Here is a 19,632-nt window from a genome sequence, read left to right as displayed (position 1 = left end):
ATCTGAGCCATGATCAAACTCTTCAGTTCAATCTAGTCGAAGCAAAAGCTTCATATACTTGCTCAAGTTACTTACTGTTCAAATAAATTGTACAGGTCGTTGACTTGATAATTTCTTAAGCAACATCCTCTCTAACAAGTTAGATCAGAGTGCTTTATCGTGAAATCATCTCAGCCAGCGCCCACACGAATTGCTTGGTTAATTTTTTAAAGAGCTTGCTTGAGATCCCTCAAGCGAGGCGCGTATTCTACAGCGTCTCATTTGCTTGTCAACGATTTTTTTTAATTTGTTTTCGAAGAAATTTAAATTCAAAACCGAAAACCAAAACCTTTAACAAGCGAAGATAAATTACTGATTTTAATCACTTAATTCATCCTCTATCTCCTTCAAACTTCGCCGCTTTCGAAGCGGTTCGTCTTAAGGAGGTGCGCATTATATAGAGCTGATTCTTTAGGTCAACACCTTTATCAAACTTTCTTTACATTTTTATGTTAGCGAATGTAATTAAGACTTTTCAGTCACTTTATTGCGACCAAGTAACGCATTAAATGGCCCAGATAAAGTATATAAAGCAAAGACCCCAAGCAGTACTAGCGACGGCTCTAACGCAATGACCGCAAAAACCAGAACTATAATAAGCAAGGTAGTAAACGGAACCCTTCTTTTCATATCAAACTCTTTAAAGGAGTGATACTTAACATTACTCACCATCAACACCCCTGCACCCGCAACTATCACCATCGTTAACGCAGTTAACCAGCCCGACTGCTCGTAATGATGCGCCGCCCATACAAAGCCAGCCACAATTGCCGCCGCCGAAGGGCTTGGAAGCCCTATAAAGTAGCGCTTATCCACCTCATCAATTTGTGTATTAAAGCGCGCTAGACGCAACGCAGCACCCGCCACATAGATAAAGGTCGCAATCCACCCCAAATTACCCAAAGTATGCAAATTCATAGTAAACGCGACAAGAGCAGGTGCCACACCAAAAGCAACCATATCGACCAAACTATCGTACTCTGCACCAAAAGCGCTCTGCGTATTCGTCATACGCGCCACACGACCATCTAAGCCATCCAGAATCATTGATATAAAGATGGCAATTGCTGCATTATCAAAATGACCATTCATAGCAGCGACGATCGCATAGAATCCAGAAAACAACGAAGCTGTTGTAAACAGGTTCGGCAACAGATAGATCCCTCGCCCCAGCTTTGAACGATGAGCCGGCGACTCGCTCACCTCTTCCTTTTCTACATCACCCTGCTTTTCTGAATTCATATCACTCATCATCAACTCTCATCATTAAACATAAAAAAACGGCTCTCTGGAAAAACCAGAGAGCCGCCTTATCTTACCTGCAAAAACAACTAATGTTTAGTTTTTGCTCTTATCAACAATCTTGTTAATCCATGGCATCATCTTACGAAGCTCACCACCAACCTGCTCGATTGGGTGCGCAGCATTGTTACGACGGTACGCAGTCATTGAAGGATAGTTTGTTGCACCCTCTGAAATGAACATTTTCGCATACTCACCATTCTGAATACGCTTAAGCGCATTACGCATCGCTGCACGAGACTCTTCGTTAATAACTTCTGGGCCCGTTACATACTCGCCGTATTCAGCATTGTTTGAGATTGAGTAGTTCATATTGGCGATACCGCCTTCATACATAAGGTCTACGATCAACTTCAATTCATGCAAACATTCGAAGTAAGCCATTTCAGGCGCATAACCCGCTTCAGTAAGCGTTTCAAAACCCATCTTAACCAACTCAACAGCACCACCACAAAGAACAGCCTGCTCACCGAACAAGTCAGTTTCAGTTTCATCTTTGAAAGTTGTTTCGATAATGCCCGTACGACCACCACCTACACCTGAAGCGTAAGATAGCGCAACATCTTTAGCCTTACCCGTTGCATCCTGATAGATAGCGATTAAGTCTGGAATACCACCGCCCTTCACAAATTCTGAACGAACCGTGTGGCCCGGCGCTTTTGGAGCGATCATGATAACATCAAGATCGGCACGAGGCACAACCTGGTTATAATGAATAGCAAAACCATGAGCAAATGCTAGAGTAGCACCCTGCTTAATGTTTGGCTCAATTTCTTCTTTGTACAAAACAGACTGAAACTCATCTGGAGTCAAAATCATTACTACATCAGCACCAGAGACAGCCTCAGCAACCGGCTTAACAGTCAAACCATGCGCTTCCGCTTTCGCTACAGAAGAAGAATTTGCACGTAGACCAACCGTTACATCAACACCAGAATCTTTCAAGTTACAGGCATGAGCATGACCTTGCGAACCATAACCAATAATTGAAACTTTCTTACCTTTAATGATCGATAGATCACAATCTTTATCGTAATAAACCTGCATGACAATCCTCTACTTTTCTCTTGTCGAAATAAATCGACGCTTAATTAAAATTTTACTAAACAACACGCTATAGACTTAGCACTTTCTCGCCACGCGCAATACCTGAAACACCCGAACGAACCACCTCGAGCACACTTCCTTCAGCTATCGAAGCAATAAATGCATCCAACTTGTCGCTATTACCTGTGATCTGTACCGTATAGGCAGAACTAGTAACATCCACTATCTGACCACGAAAGATATCAACACAACGCTTAATCTCTGCTCTTTGAGAGCCCGCTGCCTTAATCTTAACCAACATCAACTCGCGCTCTATATGAGCACCTTCCGTCAGATCAACCAGCTTCACCACTTCAACCAACTTGTTTAGCTGCTTGGTAATCTGCTCAATGACCTTGTCGGAGCCTGAAGTTGTAACCGTTAAACGAGACAGCGTACCATCATCCGTCGGCGCAACAGTTAATGTCTCGATATTATAATTTCGCTGTGAAAACAGCCCTACAACACGCGACAGAGCTCCCGGCTCATTCTCTAACAAAACTGAAATTATTCGACGCATGGCTTAAGTCCTCTCCGTTTTGCTTAACCACATGTCATTCATAGATCCGCGCGCAATTTGCATCGGATAAACATGCTCTTTCGGATCAACATAAACGTTGATGAAAACCAAACGATCTTTCATCGCAAAAGCCTTCTCCATCGTCGTATCCAGCTCGCTAAGTTTAGTGACAGTCAAACCAACATGACCATATGATTCCACCAACTTAGTAAAATCTGGCAAGGACTCCATATACGAATGAGAGTGGCGCGATTCATAATTCATATCCTGCCACTGCTTAACCATCCCTAAAGCCTGATTGTTCAGTATTAAAACCTTCACCGGCAAGTCATATTGCTTACAGGTCGACAGTTCCTGAATATTCATCTGAATACTGCCTTCACCCGTTACGCAGACAACCTCCTCATTAGGATAATGAAGCTTTATCCCCATTGCCGCTGGCAAACCAAAACCCATCGTCCCTAAACCACCAGAGTTAATCCAACGATTTGGCTTATCAAATTTATAGTACTGAGCTGCAAACATCTGGTGCTGCCCCACGTCAGAACAAACGTAAGCATCACCTTTCGTCGCTCTATACATCGCCTCGATCGCTTGTTGCGGTTTAATGCTTTCCTCGGTCGAAGGGTCGTAGCGACCACCGTGACGAGCACGCCAGCCATCTATACTCTTCCACCAAGAAGCCAAAGCCTCTTGATCTGGCGTTTCCTCTGCATCCTCCAGAATCGCCAACATATCATTAAGCACTGATCCCACCGGCCCAACGATTGGCACATCAACCTTAACTGTTTTTGCAATATTTGCCGGATCAATATCGATATGAACAATTCTTGCCCCCGGGCAAAACTTGTCAGTGCCATTCGTCACTCGATCATCAAATCGAGCACCAACCGCTAAAACCAAGTCGGAATTATGCATTGCCTCATTGGCTTCGTAGGTACCATGCATCCCCAGCATTCCCAGAGAATGCTCACCAGTACCAGGATATGCACCCAAACCCATTAGCGTTGTGGTTACTGGATAATTCAAGCGCTCAACCAACTCTACCAACTGCTTGGATGCTTGCCCCAGAATAACACCACCACCCGCATAGATTACCGGACGCTTAGCTGCCAATAACATATCGACCGCTTTCTTAATCTGACCAGAATGCCCTCTTACCGGCGGCGTATAAGAACGCAACTTCACCTTTTTGGGGTAAACGTATTCAAAACGTTCATTTGGCGCCGTCATATCCTTAGGAATATCCACAACAACCGGCCCCGGACGACCCGACTGCGCAATATAGAAAGCCTTTTTCAAGACCTCTGGTATTTCTGAGGCATGCCTTACAGCCATATTATGCTTAACAACAGGACGAGATACGCCCATCATATCGGTTTCCTGAAAAGCATCTTCACCAATTAAGGTTGAAGGCACCTGCCCGCAAAGCACAACCATTGGAATAGAATCCATAAAGGCTGTAGCAATACCTGTAATTGTATTCGTCGCACCAGGTCCAGACGTAACGAGCACGACACCCGCCTTACCAGACGCTCGCGCGTAACCATCCGCCATATGAACAGCTGCCTGCTCATGACGAACCAAAATATGTTCAACTTTATCCTGTCTGAAAAGCGCATCATAAATATGCAGCGCTGCACCACCAGGATAACCGTATATGTACTCGACACCCTCGTCTTGTAAAAAACGAGCAATCATATCGGCGCCAGATAATAGCTCCACGATAATTACCTTCTGTTAAATAGTTTATGGAAGCTTAATCCGAGTTAACTCTCACTTCTTTTGGAAGTGCACTGGATGCAATCTAGCGTTACTTTGATGGTAAATTTGGCGTAGAGTTTCGCCATAAAGTCCAGCACTTTTATGTCATGCTAGACTCCTGTTTTACCACTGCCTCTTACATTTTCTATCAAGCAAAGTAAGAAGCTCAAATACGCTGGGGGATACTATTACCGTCAAACGATTAACGTTGAAAAACGACACTTGTAAAACCCTAGAAAAAGCAACCCGTAATTCTGACACTTAAATCATTAGAGTCAATATAATTTGCATTTTTTTGACCCAGTTTTGTATTTTTTCGGCTTTTCTCGTCCAAAAAACCGTCTATGGTTTATAGTTAGAATGTCAATTGACCAAAATTCTATGATCTGACAGGAAATCGAAACCATGACACTCACACTGAACAGCGCATTATTCACAACCACTTTAAAGCTTTGCGCTTTTCTTTTAATTAGCTGTGCTACAACCATAGCAACTTCGGCTGAAGTCTATAAATGGGTCGATAGTAACGGCAACACTCACTATACGGACAAGAAACCAAACCATACCGAGTCGACCAGCATTCAAATTAAAACTAGCACTGCATCACAGCGCACCAGCGCACAAAACCAAGCAAAAGCTATCGATGAAAAAACAGCCAAAGAAATGCAAATTCGACAAGGGATCGCTCAAGAAGAAGCTAGAAAAATTGAGATTGAAGAAAAATGTAAAGCAATCAGAGAAAACCTTAGAGTTATTGCTGAAACTAGCCGCATCACGGTTGTTGAAGAAGGCGTCACCCGCTTCCTAAGCCCTGAAGAGATCAACGAAAAGAAGGCAAACTTCCAAAAACAAATTGAAGACTACTGCCAATAATACAATACGGAGGACACCGAGCCTTTAGACCATACCAAAAGCTCGGTGCCTTACTACCTTTTTTCAAACACTATTTCATCTGCTTCAGCTCTCGCTACTATAGTGTCACCCGATACATAATCACCTGCCAACAAATTCTGAGCCAATGGATTCTCAACCCAACGCTGTATAGCTCGCTTTAGAGGCCTTGCCCCATAAACCGGATCAAACCCGGCTTCGGCCAACTTAGCCATAGCATCCGCCTCAAACTCCAAGGTAATATCTTGCTCTAACAAACGCTTACTTAAGCCTTTCAATTGAATCTGCGCTATACCCTGAATTTGCTGGGCTCCCAAAGCATGGAAGACCACTACTTCGTCAATGCGGTTGATAAACTCCGGCCTAAAATGAGCCGATACAGAATCCATGACAGCATTCTTTATCTGATCATAACCCGCACCTTCCATTCCCATAGCCTGGATAACATCAGAACCCAAATTAGACGTCATGATAATAACCGTATTCCTGAAATCGACAGTACGACCTTGACCATCAGTTAAACGACCATCTTCCAATACCTGAAGCAAGATATTGAACACATCCGGGTGTGCCTTCTCCACCTCATCCAATAGCAATACCGAATAGGGTCTCCTGCGGACAGCCTCTGTCAAATAGCCACCTTCTTCATAACCTACATATCCAGGAGGAGCGCCAATTAGGCGAGCCACCGAATGCTTTTCCATAAATTCGGACATATCGATACGAACCATCGCATCTTCAGTGTCGAAGAGGAAGCTTGCCAAGGCTTTACAAAGTTCGGTTTTACCGACACCTGTTGGCCCCAAAAATAGAAAGGAGCCGTTTGGACGATTAGGGTCAGCCAAACCCGCACGAGAACGACGTACTGCATCGGATACCGCTTGCACTGCTTCAGATTGACCAATTACCCGCTCATGCAGAGAACCTTCCATTCTCAACAACTTATCCTTTTCGCCCTCCAGCATTTTTGAGACCGGAATACCCGTCCACTTCGATACTGTTTCTGCTATCTCTTCTTCGGTCACTCGATTACGTAATAAGGTCATACCCATCATTTCAGCCTGGCTCGCCATATCCAACTGGCGCTCCAATTCGGGAATCTTCCCGTACTGCAATTCCGACATCAATGCCAAGTCACCCTCTCGACGAGCACTCTCCAATTCGACCCTAGCCTGCTCTAACTGACTCTTAACTTTCTGGGAACCATGCAGAGCTGCCTTTTCTGCCAACCAGACTTCTTCCAGATCTGAAAATTCCTTTTCAAGTTCAGAAATTTGCTCATTCAGCTCTACAAGGCTCTTTTTAGATGAAGAATCCTGCTCCTTCTTAAGCGCCTCCCGCTCGATTTTCATTTGAATCAAACGGCGCTCCAAGCGATCTAAAGCTTCTGGCTTTGAGTCCATCTCCATTCGAATTTGGCTTGCTGCCTCGTCAACCAAATCTATCGCCTTATCCGGTAATTGGCGATCAGCTATATAGCGATGAGAAAGCTTGGCTGCAGCGATAATTGCACTATTGGTAATTTCTACCCCATGATGGACTTCGTAACGCTCTTTCAAACCGCGCAGAATAGCAATGGTATCTTCAACAACCGGCTCCTCTACTAGAACTTTCTGGAAACGCCTTTCCAAGGCAGCATCTTTCTCTATATATTCACGATATTCATCAAGCGTAGTAGCGCCAACACAATGCAGCTCACCTCGAGAAAGTGCAGGCTTCAACATATTCCCCGCATCCATTGAGCCCTCTGCCTTACCAGCACCAACCATGGTATGAATTTCATCGATAAAGAGGATTATCTGCCCTTCTTGCTTACTCAGCTCATTAAGCACACCTTTCAAGCGCTCCTCAAATTCACCTCGAAACTTAGCCCCGGCAATCAATGCCCCCATATCCAAGGACAAGACTCTCTTATCTTTTAAGCCGTCAGGTACTTCACCGTTTACAATTCGTTGAGCTAAACCTTCGACAATAGCTGTTTTACCGACACCCGGCTCACCTATCAAAACGGGGTTATTCTTACGTCGACGTTGAAGAACCTGCACCGTGCGACGAATCTCATCATCACGACCAATAACCGGGTCCAGTTTTCCTTCTACGGCTCTAGCCGTCAAATCAACCGTAAATTTATCTAATGCCTCTCTATTTTCCTCAGCCCCTTGATCATTCACGCCATCACCTCCTCTCACCTGGTCAATCGCTTCTTCTAAAGCAGCTTTTTCTACCTTATAAGATTTCATCAAAGCGCCTAAAGCACCTTTATCACCAGTCGCAGCAAGTAAGACCATCTCACTTGAAATAAACTGATCGCCTTTTTTCTGCGCTAACTTATCAGCAATGTTCAGCATTCGCCCCAGGTCGTTGGACATATGCACATCACCGTCTGCACCTTCGACGGTCGGTAATTCATCAACCAGACGACCAAGCTCAGTTCTAAATTGTTTTACATCTACAGAAAGCTGTCTCAATAAGGCGGATACGCTGCCATTTTGGTCAATTAGAACCTGGATCAAATGCACCGGCTCTATAAACTGATGATCCTTTCCCAAGGCTATAGATTGCGCATCTGATATCGCAACCTGCAAACGGCTCGTCAAACGATCAATTCTCATAAGTTATCCCCCCGAAGGAATCAATAGTATCTAAGTTCAGTAAACTTCGTTATGACATAGATAAGGCTCGCCTGGACATTTTCAAGGCCCAACACATAAGTTGCGCCAATTTATTGACACAAATCAATAAAAATACTCCCACTTCTACAGAAACTAACCGAGTGGTAATCAATTTTTTATGGTCAAGATCACACCAAACTCGTACAGTAATTGCAGAGCCTTTGCTTAACGATTAATATGGCCGGATTATATCGGCGTCCAATTTCACCAGCCGACCCACTACCTACTCACGCGAATACCCTTAGATGCCTAGCGACAACAACCCTGTTTTTATTGACTTCGAAGCTTCCAGCCTAGACCTCCTATCCAGCTACCCTATTGAAGTAGGTGTTTGCCTGGCTGATGGCAGCACCAGAAGCTGGCTGATCAAACCGCACGTATTATGGAAAGACTGGTCAGAAAAAGCCGCGCGCATACATGGAATCAGTAAAGACCAACTTCAACAAGAAGGGGCCGAGATTAGCCAAGTTGTGCGCGAACTTAATGATCTACTTAGTGGGGATGTATATTGCGATGCCTGGGCCTTCGATAGTTTTTGGCTTCATCGCCTATTTAAAGCAGCAAAATGCAAACCCAACTTCCATCTAGACTCCCTTTCATCAATTCTCGATGAAGAGCAAATCGATAGATGGCAGGACATCAGAGCTGGCGTTATAGATGAGCTACAGCTTGTTCGGCACCGCGCTGCAAATGATGCTTACATACTTCATAAAACCTGGCAGAAATTAGGAGCCAAGCTTAAATGAAATTATTAAGAAATACGCTCACAGGCCTTTCCGCACTATCGGTACTCGCGGCCTGTACACCGACCTTCCAAACAACCGAGCAGCTATGCCAAGCCCATCTGCCAACAAGGCAGATAGTTCAAAACCAAAGCTACGAAGTACTCGCAAATGAAAAAAATAGCGAATACAAACTTTACCTTGAGGACTTCATTAATAGCTTTAAAGGCCTGCAATCTAAATCTATTGACGCAAGTGGTAACCCAATTTTATCTGACCTTTCAGCTGACGAGGAAGCCGTCCGCGACTTTATATTGCAACAGATCAGCGCAGATATGAACTACACACTAAATGACGAGGGAACCGTAGAATCAGCAAACAATCCCCTAGATTTTATGGAAAGCCTTATTGCTGCCATCGACAGCGAAAAACTTGTTCAAACATTCGTCGAAGCTAAGGAGCAAATGTCCTCCGCAATCAGCAGCGATGACGGACACTGCACCTACAGCAATGATCAGATAGAGTTTCTCCGTGAAGATGACTCATTCAATATTCTAGATCAGTTTAGCGCCTCATTGGACCTGACTTACATCCCTTCAGCCTTTGTCGAAATAGATAATAAGGTTGATCAAACTGTTCTAATAGCTTTCGACCAAGATCCGACTGTGGAAACAGATGATGAAATTCAATTTGCCGCTCTGGACCGTATCGCTCCTGAAAATTTCAAAGAGTCCGGATTCAGTGAAGCGAAAGTAAGGCAGATCAAGGTAATCCATCAAGAACCACCCCAAATTCTTACTGTCGACGAAGACTACCTGGAGTCAAAATATGGCACTCTGGGGTACGCCCTATTAAATCAAACATGCCTCGATGATGATGAAGAAAATGTCGTCACATGCCCTGACGGCTCGATTACCAAAGAAATCGAGCACCCTGCTTGCTTCGACCTTATTGACGATGATGGTGACTCACTAACAGAGCACGATGAAGCCGACGAGCGCAATACTGTCATCTCCAACTCATTCACAATTGGCGATGGCAGTAATGATGCGCTGACAGACTTGCAGCGCTTAAAAGTAGAGGTAGACTACCCTAATGCAGAAATTCGCGTCTATGTATCGAAGTTCAGTACTGCCATCTACAAAGCTTTAGAAGATGATAGAGAAACAGAAATACCTCAGGGCGACGACAACCCCAACCCGACACGCGAGCAACTCATCTACAATCCAACGAGCTGTGAAAGTTACAATGTTTCGAAAGACCTTTTTGAGCTGCAAAGTGAAGAAGATCAGGAAAATAACGTCGCTGTCCCCGCGAACAGTTATGAAGACCCTGGCTATGAGTATATTGCCCAGACAGATGAAGATGGAGAGCCACTCTTAGACGAGGATGACAACGTCATTTACACATCGCCCACACCGCTGTTTATCTTTCAGGGAACGGCTATTCGTGAGCAAAAGTAATTGTTTTTGTGAATCAGGGTAAGTTTTACACTTACCCTAAATCACCTTCGCTTTCAGCTTAGAGATTCTTGCGGGTCGATGCTGATCAATCATTGAAATAAGTTGCATATTTCGCTCAATAGAATCTCTCAATTGCTTAACTAAACCCAGGTCAGGAAACGCACCCTCATTAGCTGCTACAATCTTTTTCTTCGTTTCTATTATTTCCCGCTCTAAACGCTGTCGCTGATTATCAAGCGTGGTCAAACGCAATGTTCTCATAGTCTGAGCCTCTATATTCCTGAAAGAACTATCAGTATAGGCAGCTAAGGTTTAAGCAATATGAAGGACTTAACATTATCGGGTAAGCTTGCGTAATCGTTTGTTTCAATGAACAGAAGTGCTCGCATAGCTTTTCACTATGTAAGCGAGAGTATCATTGGTCGAGAAAACTGGGCACTTATGAAACAGTGACCGACAAATTTATTACTGCCTGCCTTACCTTTACAGCCTCTTCTGCTAGGCTTTCTTATATACAAATATGTCAAAACTGATGTTCTCAGGAGCCAAAGGTCATGCCTAAACCTGCCATTTCAAATGTTATGAATGAGTTTCTCGCGTTTCACGAGCTATTGGATGCGGCTTACTGGGAGGCGTCCTCACTCGAACACAAAGACATTATCTATGACATTATTAGCCAGTTTTCCCAGGAAATTGCCGAGCTTAATAAGCTCAGCATACAAGACCACCATTATCCCTATGAATTTATTACCGAAGGCATTCGACGTATCCCTCCGAAATTAACTAATTTGGAAGATCAGCTTCCTACCATTATCAAACGCACACAAACTATGGCTGATATGAGGGAAGCCTTATCCAATATAATCGCTATATTAGAGGGACAATCTGAAGTTTAGTGGCCTAGCTCAAGCGAACAATTACTTCGGCTTAAGCTCAACAATCTGGACTATCTGAGCCTGCTCGTCATCAGGGCCTGAGGGGATATGATTAACCCGCGTATCAAGCTCTGACATTTCAACTTGTGCTATTTGCTTCTCAGTAAAGTCGCAGGCGACACACTCTTTAAAGGTGCCTTCATCAGATGAATACGTCACTAACTTGTCCATCTCACCGCAACGAGGGCATACGGCACCTGCGATAAAGCGCTTGGTTATCTTCTGCGTCATACCTTGATTCCCGCCTGCTTAAGCAATGGCTCAACACTTGGCTTACGACCGCGGAAGCTGGTAAACATATCAATCGCTTCAATTGAACCACCTACTTCGAGCACTTTTTCTTTATAGTCTTTACCCGTTTGCACGTTAAAGACACCTTCTTCCTCAAAGCGGGAAAACGCATCTGCTGCTAAGACTTCTGCCCACTTATAACTGTAATAACCCGCCGAATAGCCACCAGCAAATATATGGCTAAAGGAGTGGCTAAAACGCGTATATTCTGGCGAATCAATTACCGCAACTCGCTCTCGAACAGACTCCAGCACTGCTTGCACATCGGTGTTATCTGCTTCTGAGTAATCTCTATGCAAGAGGAAGTCAAACAAGGCAAACTCAAGCTGGCGCATCATCATCATGCCACTTTGAAAGTATTTCGCTGCTAGCATCTTATCCAACATATCCTTCGGCAGCGCTTCTCCTGTTTGGTAGTGACGACTGATCATAGCTATCGATTCTTCCTGCCAGCACCAGTTTTCCAAAAACTGACTTGGCAGTTCAACCACATCCCAAGGCACCCCAGAAATACCTGATACCCCAGCAACATCGACTTTGGTTAACATATGGTGCAAACCATGTCCGAACTCATGGAACAGTGTCGTCACTTCATTGTGAGTTAACAAGCTATCTGCCAGATTACCGCTCTCATCCGCAACAGGCGGTGTAAAGTTACACGCCAAGAAAGCTACCGGCATTTGCACAGAGCCATCGGCCAAACGTCTGCGTGCACGACAGTCTGCCATCCAGGCGCCACCACGTTTGTCTTTTCGGGCATAGATATCCAGATAGAAACCAGCTACTTCTTCACCCTCGCTATAAATGCTGTAATAGCGAGCATCTTGGTGGAAGGTTTTCACCTCAGGGCGCTCTTTGACTTCAATGCCAAACAGTTTCTGAACCACATCAAACATGCCTTGCAGAACCACTGGTGCTGGGAAGTATGGCTTTAACGCTTCTTGCGAAATATCAAAACGAGCCTGTCGAAGCTTTTCGGAATAATAGCCCACATCCCAGGGATTCAGTTCAGCCACACCGAACTCTTCTTTCATATAGGCTTTAAGCTCTTCTACTTCATTTTTTGCGTAATCAATAGCCTTGCCTGCAAGCTGCTCTAAAAACTCAATCACTTCATCTGGCGTGTCTGCCATTTTAGTCGCTAAGGAGCGCTCGGCATGATTGTCAAACGACAGCAACTTAGCAAGCGCCTGACGGCAAGTGAGTATGCGTTGGATATTATTACTATTATCCCACTTACCCGCATCAGGTCCTTGGTCGGAAGCGCGAGTCAAATAAGCCTGATACAGCTGCTCACGGATATTGGCATCATCGCAGTAAGTCATAACCGGCAAATAACTAGGAATATCCAGGGTAATCAGATACCCCTTCTCATGCCCCTTAGCTCTTGCCTGGCTTTCGAGCAGTTGTAGTGCACTTTCTGGCAGACCTGCAAGTGAATCAACGTCTTCAAAATAGAGCGTCCAAGACTGAGTCGCATCCAAGACATTTTCTGAAAAGCTGTTGGTCAGCTCTGACATCTCTTTCTTCAATGCCGAATAGGCTTCTTTTTCATCATCTTCCAAGGCCACGCCCGACAATTTGAAGCCACGAAGTGTATGTTTGATTGACTGCTTTTGAGCTTGGCTCAGCCCTGCGTATTCATCGCTATCAGCCAAGGCCTGATAAGCTAAAAACAAGTCTTTATTCTGTCCCATTTCAGTACTGTATTCTGTCAATTTAGCGATAAGACGCTTGTAGATTTCTCTCAACTCATCGGAGTTTAGTACTGCGTTATAATGGGAAATAACCGACCAGACATTATTCAAACGATCGTCAGCACTTTCTATCGGGTAAGCAAAATCTTGCCAAGAATATTGTTTATCCGTCACAAGCTTTTCGACTAAAGCTCTGTTGTCAGCAAGCACCTTATCTAAGGCGGGCTCAAAGTGCTCTAATGTAATCTGCTCAAACAGCGGTAGTGGCGAATCAGCTAACAATGGGTTCATTAATTTTAACTCTATCTATTTGGTATGTTTTTAAGGCAAGCGAGCTAAGCAGCTTGTAACAATTCATTCTTTATGGGGGCATTGGTGATTTTTTAAAGCCCTTAATCTCACTATAGCAACTAGCTCGCATAGCGCTAGATACTGGTGAATATCGCTAATATTCGGTATTCTCTGCCCCTTAAGTTGGACCACAAAAATGCTTAAGTCAATAACACCACCAGATGTATCACAAGAGGATCGCCCTATGAGCTGCGTGAGAAACTATCTCGACTTGTCCCCAAAACTAGACTCATCAGTTTTCGTCGATCCAACAGCCATTGTCATTGGTGATGTTGAAATCGGCGCCGATAGTTCGATCTGGCCTTTAGTTGCGATTCGCGGCGATATGCATAGAATTCGAATTGGCGAACGCAGCAGCATTCAGGATGGCTCAGTGTTACACATCACACATGCTGGCCCCTATAATCCAGATGGATTTCCACTCACCATTGGTTCAGACGTTACCGTTGGCCATAAAGCACTGTTACATGGCTGCACTGTAAAAGATCGAGTGTTAGTGGGCATGGGAGCGATCGTTATGGATGGCGCAGTGATCGAAGAAGAGGTTATTCTCGCGGCAGGTAGCGTTGTCCCGCCAGGTAAGGTTCTGGAATCCGGCCACATGTATCGTGGCAGCCCAGCAAAAAAGATCCGCCCCATCAGTGACAAGGAAAAAACCTTTTTCAAGTACACTGCAAGCAATTACGTCAAACTGAAAAACCAGCATATGGATGACCTTTCAAAACAAGGTTTGGATACTCGTCCAGACTCCCTTAAGAATCAGGACAAGTAGATGGCAATTCAGTGGTTTCCGGGCCACATGCACAAGGCCCGCAAAGAAATTAAGAAAGTCATGTCTCAAATAGATGTGGTGATAGAAATACTGGACGCTCGAATTCCATTCAGTAGCTCCAACCCAATGATTCGACAACTTAAAGAAGATAAGCCTTGCATTAAAATTCTCAACAAGTCTGATTTAGCTGACCCAGAAGTAATCAAAGCTTGGCAAGAACACTTCGAAAAAGATGCACAAGTTAAAACCTTGGCGATTAGTGCTAATACGCTTAGCAACAAAGGCGCTATCGCCAACCTATGTCGAAAACTCGCACCACATCGTCAAGATTCAGATAAACCCATTAACGCCATGATTATGGGCATCCCTAATGTCGGTAAATCTACCCTGATTAATTCCATCGCTGGCAGAGCTATTGCAAAAGTTGGCAACGAACCTGCGGTCACCAAACGCCAGCAAAAGATTAATCTTGATAACGGTATCGTTCTCTCGGATACACCAGGCGTACTCTGGCCAAAACTCGAACCCGAAACCTGCGGTTATCGTTTAGCTGCAACAGGCGCGGTTAAAGACACCGCAATGGAATATGAATCCGTCGCTATTTTTGCCCTGGAGCATTTGGCAAACCATTACCCGGAAGCCTTGGCAACTCGCTTCAAGCTCGACTTCTCTACCTTTGATCTTCAGCAAGATAAGTTGGAGTTATTAAAACTTATCGGTAGTAAACGCGGTTGCCTAAGGGCGGGTGGCGTTGTCGACTTATATCAGGCAGCAACCATTATTCTTAACGAATTACGTTCAGGCAAGTTAGGCCAGATTTGCCTCGAGACCCCAGAAATGATGGAGCGTGAACTTGCTGAGTTCCGCGCCATGATTGAAGCCAAACGCCAGGCTGAAGAAGAGGCAAAACAAAAGCGTAATCAGGACGCTGATTAAAACTAATGTCAGAACTCAGCCTTGTTCAGTGCGTATTAATTGCCCTCACCTTTATTTGGAGTGGTTTTGTGCGCTCAGGCTTGGGATTTGGGGGCGCAGTCCTATCTCTGCCTTTCCTACTGTTAATTCACAATGACCCTTTGCTTTACCTGCCAATTATCTCACTTCAATTGCTATTCTTTTCGGGCTTAATATTTTTTGAAAATCACAAGGTTCGCAAGAAATATGCACATCAGGGCACACAAGACGAACCTGCTATTGATTGGCCCTATCTAAAGCGTGCGCTTCTAATTATGCTGATTCCTAAGATTATTGGCGTATTTGGGCTCATAACCTTGCCTGCTACCGTAATGGGTTTAATAATATTTTCTATCGTCGCGGTTTATTCCGTCACTTATATTTTTAACAAGCCCTTTAAGAGCCGTTTTAAGTCGCTGGATATCACTTTTTTAATGCTCGGTGGTTACGTCAGTGGCACCTCACTCATCGGAGCGCCTTTATTGACAGCTGTTTTCGCCTCACATGTTAAGAAAGAGCAGCTACGCGACACCTTGTTTGCCCTATGGTTTATTTTGGTATCGATCAAAGTCGCTGCTTTTGTTTATCTGAATGTCGACTTCCACCTAATCCACCAACTATGGCTGCTACCCTGCGCGGCTCTTGGCCACCTGTTAGGTTTAAAGTTTCACCGAAAACTACAAGAAACCGACTCAGTCGTATTCTATCGCGTAATGGGTAGCGTCTTACTGCTCGTCAGTTTTATTGGTTTGTTGCGCGCTTTGCAATAAGCCACCGTATTGAAAGTGAGGACCAATGCAAACCTTTCTTAGAAGATTAGAAATACTCAACTATTTGAAGTCGCAGCACCTCGCCATCGGCACGGATGAAATTATTCAGCATTTGAGTGATGCAGGCTATCTGGATACTCAGGCCTCCAAAGCAAAAAGCCAGTTTAGACTCGTACAACGTGACTTGAAGTTCCTACTCGGTGACGAAATAGACGATAACGACTACCATAACGAGTTTGGCCTAAGCACTGAAAAAGGCCTGGGAAAGAGCCGGCTCTGGCGTCTCGACCCTTATTCTCTTATTGGCTACAGTTTTGAGAAAATGCCTGACTACATGGCATTGGCACTCTCCATAAGCCAAAAGCATCTGAAGCAAGTCTTACCTGTTGATACTCAGAATGTCCTTAAATCTATTTTTCAGGAAGCTCAAGACAAGCTTCTAAAACAAGAGAAGTCGATTTCCCCCAAGCATTATCAACGCCTGACTAGCGCCGTAGAATTTTTCCAACGCGGGCAACAGTTAAAGGCTGCCGATTTTGACCTGGAAATGCTAAACCGGATATACAGCGCTATCCTTCATCGCAAACGCCTGATACTAAGCTATCAAAGCCAAGGAAAACTCAAAGATTATGAGGTTCATCCTTTCGGCGTTGCGATTATGCTGCCGAAAATATATTTAGTCGCCAAGAAGGAAGGTGACATGCAAAAGGGCGATGAGGCTTTTCGAAGTTTCTTGATTCATAAGATAAGTGACTTAAGTGTTAGCAGTCACGCAAATGCGGTGCCTGAAGATTTCGAGCTAAAAAGCTATCTAGATCAAGGAAATATGGATGTCTTAATCGACTTTCAAGACGCTCAGACTTACACCCTGGAGCTGAGTATTACGACGGGAAAACACAGCAATTTAATACAAGACTTACACGACAACCCTATCAGTCACGATCAGGAGCTACATCACGCTCACGATGATGACTGGAGCTTAAGTGCTACAACTAAGCGCACGGTTCAACTCAGAAACTGGTTAATGTCATTAGGCCCTCAGGCCAAAGTGATATCGCCCGACATCATCAAACAGGACCTTATCGATAACATCGACTTGATACGGGCGAACTATATAAAGCGTCAACACTAACATTAAGTTTAAACGAGATAAGCATGAAACTATTGGCTCTAGCGTCAATACATACTTCCTCTATTAAACTGGCTCAACCAGTACCAAACGCATATCCTGACCTTCAAAAATCTCTTTTAAAGTGTCACGAACATTATGAATGTTGTCGCTTTTGATGCGGAAACGAAACTTAGTGCCTTTTTGAGTGAATGCGTTAATTCTGAACATATTAGATCTCCTGATGATATAGGTCAGCAGCATTTAATGTGTGCTGCTAAGTAAGTACAGGATCTATAATATGGAGCGGAGCGACATATTTTGTCGCTAAATAGGAGTTTTCTTTAATTTCCTTTATTTTTCTTAAGAAAATCTCGATGCCATTGCTCAAGACGCTCAGCAACCCCTAATAATACATAGTCGCTGCGTAGCGAAGAGAATACATCAAAGGCGTGTTGCGCCCCCCCGATCTCGGCAAACTCCACACTTTGCTTAGACACTTCATCTAGCCGACTGGCAAAGTATTGCGCTTCCCCTAGAGACGTCAGCGAATCTTTATCGCCATGAATGATGAGGAAAGGAGGTGCCGCTTCATTAATGTGATTGATCGGCGACATATGACGATATATCTCGGTATTTTCTTGTTTTGTCTGTTTGATAATATTCTTGCGCATGATGATATCCAGGCCAACCGTCAGTTGCAGATTCTGCTCATTCATCAAGTCGTAAATACCATAATAGGGAATACAACCTTGCACACTGGTATCTACATCTTCGAAGCCAGGTTGTAGACTTTCATCATTGGCGCTCAGACTGAGCAAAGAACATAAATGGCCACCGGCAGAGCCCCCTGTTGTTACGATGAAGTCAGGATTACCACCATACTCCTTAATATGCTCCTTCACCCAAGCCAAGGCTCTTTTGCAGTCGATTATATGCTCTGGCATGGTCGCCTTCGGACTTAGCCGATAGTCAATGGCTACGCAAATCCAACCCCGTTTAGCCATTTCCACCATAAGCGGAATACCTTGCTCCTTTTTGCTGCCATAACCATGAGTCCAGGCACCGCCGTGAATCTGAAATAGTACCGGCGCAAAATTGGCGGTCGTTCTTGCTCGGCGAATATCGAGCTTCAGATTCATACCATCAACTTTATGGTAAACGACGTCTTTAATATTTTGCACACCGGGATCTGTCCAACTGTAGAAGGGATAAAGCAGCCGAAAAGTATCAAGCTCTTCATGACGGCTCCAGGAGCTATTATCTTCCTTACGACGATGAGGAATAACGATCTGATCCATCAGACCTTTGGCTTTGTAACCAGAAAAATAGTGGTAACTTAGAAACAGCCAGGAAAGCACACATATCACTAATGACACGGCTGGAATAAAACTGTCGACCGCACCAAAAACAACAAAGAGGAAGACAACTATCAACTGAAATGCAATAACGTGCAAAGCCAGCTCTCCGGTCAGCCAGCCCAGCAAAAAGCTAAGAACTATCCATTTCGGATGAGAGTAATGGGGACGCAATACATTAACAGCCATTGCCAAACACAAGAGACTGAATACAAAGAATACAAACGTCGCCATATTTACCACCTCAACTTAGGGATAGCTTTGCCGCAAAATCACACTATAAAAGACTTTCGCTAAAGAAACGTAACGTACCTAGAAAAGCGGCACGCCAAACAATTGCATATGGTGCATCGCGACAGCACCATAGGCGATCACGCCGACACCTATAACAACAAATGTCATATAGGCTGGCTTAGGTTCCGGCTTGACCCATTCTGACCGTTTGTTCGCACGAATCATATCTATTACAGCATAGGCAAGAAAACCACCAAATAACAGAATTGAAGCCGCATCACCATTGATTAACAGGTGCCCCAAAGCCCACAATTTTACGCCAGCTAACATTGGGTGACGAACTCTACGTTTAATGTTGGAAGGGATATAGGCCGCAACAAGCAAAATAAATGCAGGCAGCATCAGAAGCTTGGTCAGGTGTGACAAAAACTGTGGTGGTTGCCAAATAGAAATAAACGGAGCATCGGCCTTACCCATAATAATCAGAGCAAAACCTGCTATAGAAATCACCGCAAATATGCCTTTGTAGGGCAGTTCTCCAAGTTTATCGATATATTTTTGTCGCAATTCGGGCAAGGTAGGTAAAAGATGAATACCGATAAAAATAATCAGTCCAATAAGTAGTGTGGTCACGAATCTGTCTCCCAGGGCGTTTATTCAGGTCATCATTTTGTTTGTATTATTTTCCAGTGCAGAGGATAAG

The 19,632-nt window shown here is 44.3% G+C and carries 19 protein-coding genes; 8 read left to right on the top strand and 11 right to left on the bottom strand.

Annotated features, from left to right (window positions below):
- Positions 1–504: 504 nt before the first annotated feature.
- From pssA to A3766_RS00105, 4 genes are all read right to left on the bottom strand, one after another.
- The gene (gene pssA / locus A3766_RS00120; RefSeq protein ID WP_197470003.1) at positions 505–1,290 is read right to left on the bottom strand and encodes a CDP-diacylglycerol--serine O-phosphatidyltransferase; all 786 of its coding nucleotides are present in this window, start codon (positions 1,288–1,290) and stop codon (positions 505–507) included.
- Between the two features lie 87 nt (positions 1,291–1,377).
- The gene (ilvC, locus tag A3766_RS00115) at positions 1,378–2,388 is read right to left on the bottom strand and encodes a ketol-acid reductoisomerase (protein WP_068510906.1); all 1,011 of its coding nucleotides are present in this window, start codon (positions 2,386–2,388) and stop codon (positions 1,378–1,380) included.
- A gap of 67 nt (positions 2,389–2,455) precedes the next feature.
- Entirely contained in the window at positions 2,456–2,947 is a 492-nt protein-coding gene (gene ilvN, locus A3766_RS00110) for an acetolactate synthase small subunit (protein ID WP_068510904.1), read from the bottom strand.
- Between the two features lie 3 nt (positions 2,948–2,950).
- On the bottom strand, positions 2,951–4,672 hold the full coding sequence (locus A3766_RS00105; protein WP_068510902.1) for an acetolactate synthase 3 large subunit: 1,722 nt from the start codon (positions 4,670–4,672) through the stop codon (positions 2,951–2,953).
- Positions 4,673–5,116: 444 nt separating this feature from the next.
- On the opposite strand from A3766_RS00105, the gene A3766_RS00100 reads away from it, so the two are divergent.
- A complete protein-coding gene (locus A3766_RS00100; RefSeq protein ID WP_082885910.1) occupies positions 5,117–5,584 on the top strand; it encodes a DUF4124 domain-containing protein in 468 nt (155 codons plus the stop codon).
- Between the two features lie 53 nt (positions 5,585–5,637).
- Here the strand turns inward: A3766_RS00100 and clpB are convergent, their stop codons facing one another.
- A complete protein-coding gene (clpB, locus tag A3766_RS00095; RefSeq protein ID WP_068510901.1) occupies positions 5,638–8,214 on the bottom strand; it encodes an ATP-dependent chaperone ClpB in 2,577 nt (858 codons plus the stop codon).
- 305 nt (positions 8,215–8,519) lie between these two features.
- On the opposite strand from clpB, the gene A3766_RS00090 reads away from it, so the two are divergent.
- Both A3766_RS00090 and A3766_RS00085 read left to right on the top strand, forming a co-directional pair.
- A complete protein-coding gene (locus A3766_RS00090; protein WP_068510899.1) occupies positions 8,520–9,020 on the top strand; it encodes an exonuclease domain-containing protein in 501 nt (166 codons plus the stop codon).
- The gene (locus A3766_RS00085; protein WP_068638299.1) at positions 9,017–10,459 is read left to right on the top strand and encodes a hypothetical protein; all 1,443 of its coding nucleotides are present in this window, start codon (positions 9,017–9,019) and stop codon (positions 10,457–10,459) included. Before A3766_RS00090 ends, A3766_RS00085 begins: the two co-directional genes overlap by 4 nt.
- A gap of 36 nt (positions 10,460–10,495) precedes the next feature.
- On the opposite strand, the gene A3766_RS00080 is transcribed toward A3766_RS00085, so the two are convergent.
- Complete coding sequence (locus A3766_RS00080; RefSeq protein WP_068510894.1) at positions 10,496–10,720, bottom strand: hypothetical protein; 225 nt, start codon at positions 10,718–10,720, stop codon at positions 10,496–10,498.
- Between the two features lie 293 nt (positions 10,721–11,013).
- On the opposite strand from A3766_RS00080, the gene A3766_RS00075 reads away from it, so the two are divergent.
- Entirely contained in the window at positions 11,014–11,355 is a 342-nt protein-coding gene (locus A3766_RS00075; protein WP_068510893.1) for a hypothetical protein, read from the top strand.
- 21 nt (positions 11,356–11,376) lie between these two features.
- Here A3766_RS00075 and A3766_RS00070 read toward each other — a convergent pair whose 3' ends face one another.
- A complete protein-coding gene (locus A3766_RS00070) occupies positions 11,377–11,625 on the bottom strand; it encodes a YheV family putative zinc ribbon protein (RefSeq protein ID WP_082865221.1) in 249 nt (82 codons plus the stop codon).
- The gene (locus A3766_RS00065) at positions 11,622–13,673 is read right to left on the bottom strand and encodes a M3 family metallopeptidase (protein WP_068641428.1); all 2,052 of its coding nucleotides are present in this window, start codon (positions 13,671–13,673) and stop codon (positions 11,622–11,624) included. The genes A3766_RS00070 and A3766_RS00065 overlap by 4 nt, the downstream gene beginning before the upstream one ends.
- A gap of 244 nt (positions 13,674–13,917) precedes the next feature.
- Between A3766_RS00065 and A3766_RS00060 the strand changes: the two genes are divergently transcribed.
- The 4 genes from A3766_RS00060 to A3766_RS00045 are packed head-to-tail and all read left to right on the top strand — an operon-like array spanning position 13,918 to position 17,361.
- On the top strand, positions 13,918–14,505 hold the full coding sequence (locus A3766_RS00060; RefSeq protein ID WP_068641430.1) for a gamma carbonic anhydrase family protein: 588 nt from the start codon (positions 13,918–13,920) through the stop codon (positions 14,503–14,505).
- Positions 14,506–15,441 (top strand): ribosome biogenesis GTPase YlqF, encoded by a 936-nt coding sequence (gene ylqF, locus A3766_RS00055; RefSeq protein ID WP_068641426.1) that lies wholly within the window; start codon positions 14,506–14,508, stop codon positions 15,439–15,441. It abuts the gene before it with no gap.
- A 5-nt stretch (positions 15,442–15,446) separates the two neighbouring features.
- Positions 15,447–16,229 carry a TSUP family transporter gene (locus A3766_RS00050; RefSeq protein WP_068641424.1) on the top strand — a complete coding sequence of 261 codons (783 nt, stop codon included), beginning with the start codon at positions 15,447–15,449 and terminating at the stop codon, positions 16,227–16,229.
- 25 nt (positions 16,230–16,254) lie between these two features.
- Positions 16,255–17,361 (top strand): YafY family protein, encoded by a 1,107-nt coding sequence (locus A3766_RS00045; protein ID WP_068514624.1) that lies wholly within the window; start codon positions 16,255–16,257, stop codon positions 17,359–17,361.
- Positions 17,362–17,424: 63 nt separating this feature from the next.
- On the opposite strand, the gene A3766_RS29355 is transcribed toward A3766_RS00045, so the two are convergent.
- From A3766_RS29355 to A3766_RS00035, 3 genes are all read right to left on the bottom strand, one after another.
- Positions 17,425–17,568 carry a hypothetical protein gene (locus A3766_RS29355; protein WP_156490390.1) on the bottom strand — a complete coding sequence of 48 codons (144 nt, stop codon included), beginning with the start codon at positions 17,566–17,568 and terminating at the stop codon, positions 17,425–17,427.
- A gap of 113 nt (positions 17,569–17,681) precedes the next feature.
- Positions 17,682–18,929 carry an alpha/beta hydrolase gene (locus A3766_RS00040; RefSeq protein ID WP_068641422.1) on the bottom strand — a complete coding sequence of 416 codons (1,248 nt, stop codon included), beginning with the start codon at positions 18,927–18,929 and terminating at the stop codon, positions 17,682–17,684.
- Between the two features lie 78 nt (positions 18,930–19,007).
- Positions 19,008–19,562 carry an NnrU family protein gene (locus tag A3766_RS00035; protein WP_068514618.1) on the bottom strand — a complete coding sequence of 185 codons (555 nt, stop codon included), beginning with the start codon at positions 19,560–19,562 and terminating at the stop codon, positions 19,008–19,010.
- Positions 19,563–19,632 lie beyond the last annotated feature (70 nt).

The organism is Oleiphilus sp. HI0132 (genome assembly GCF_001635845.1).
This window is presented reverse-complemented; position numbering and strand designations above follow the sequence as displayed.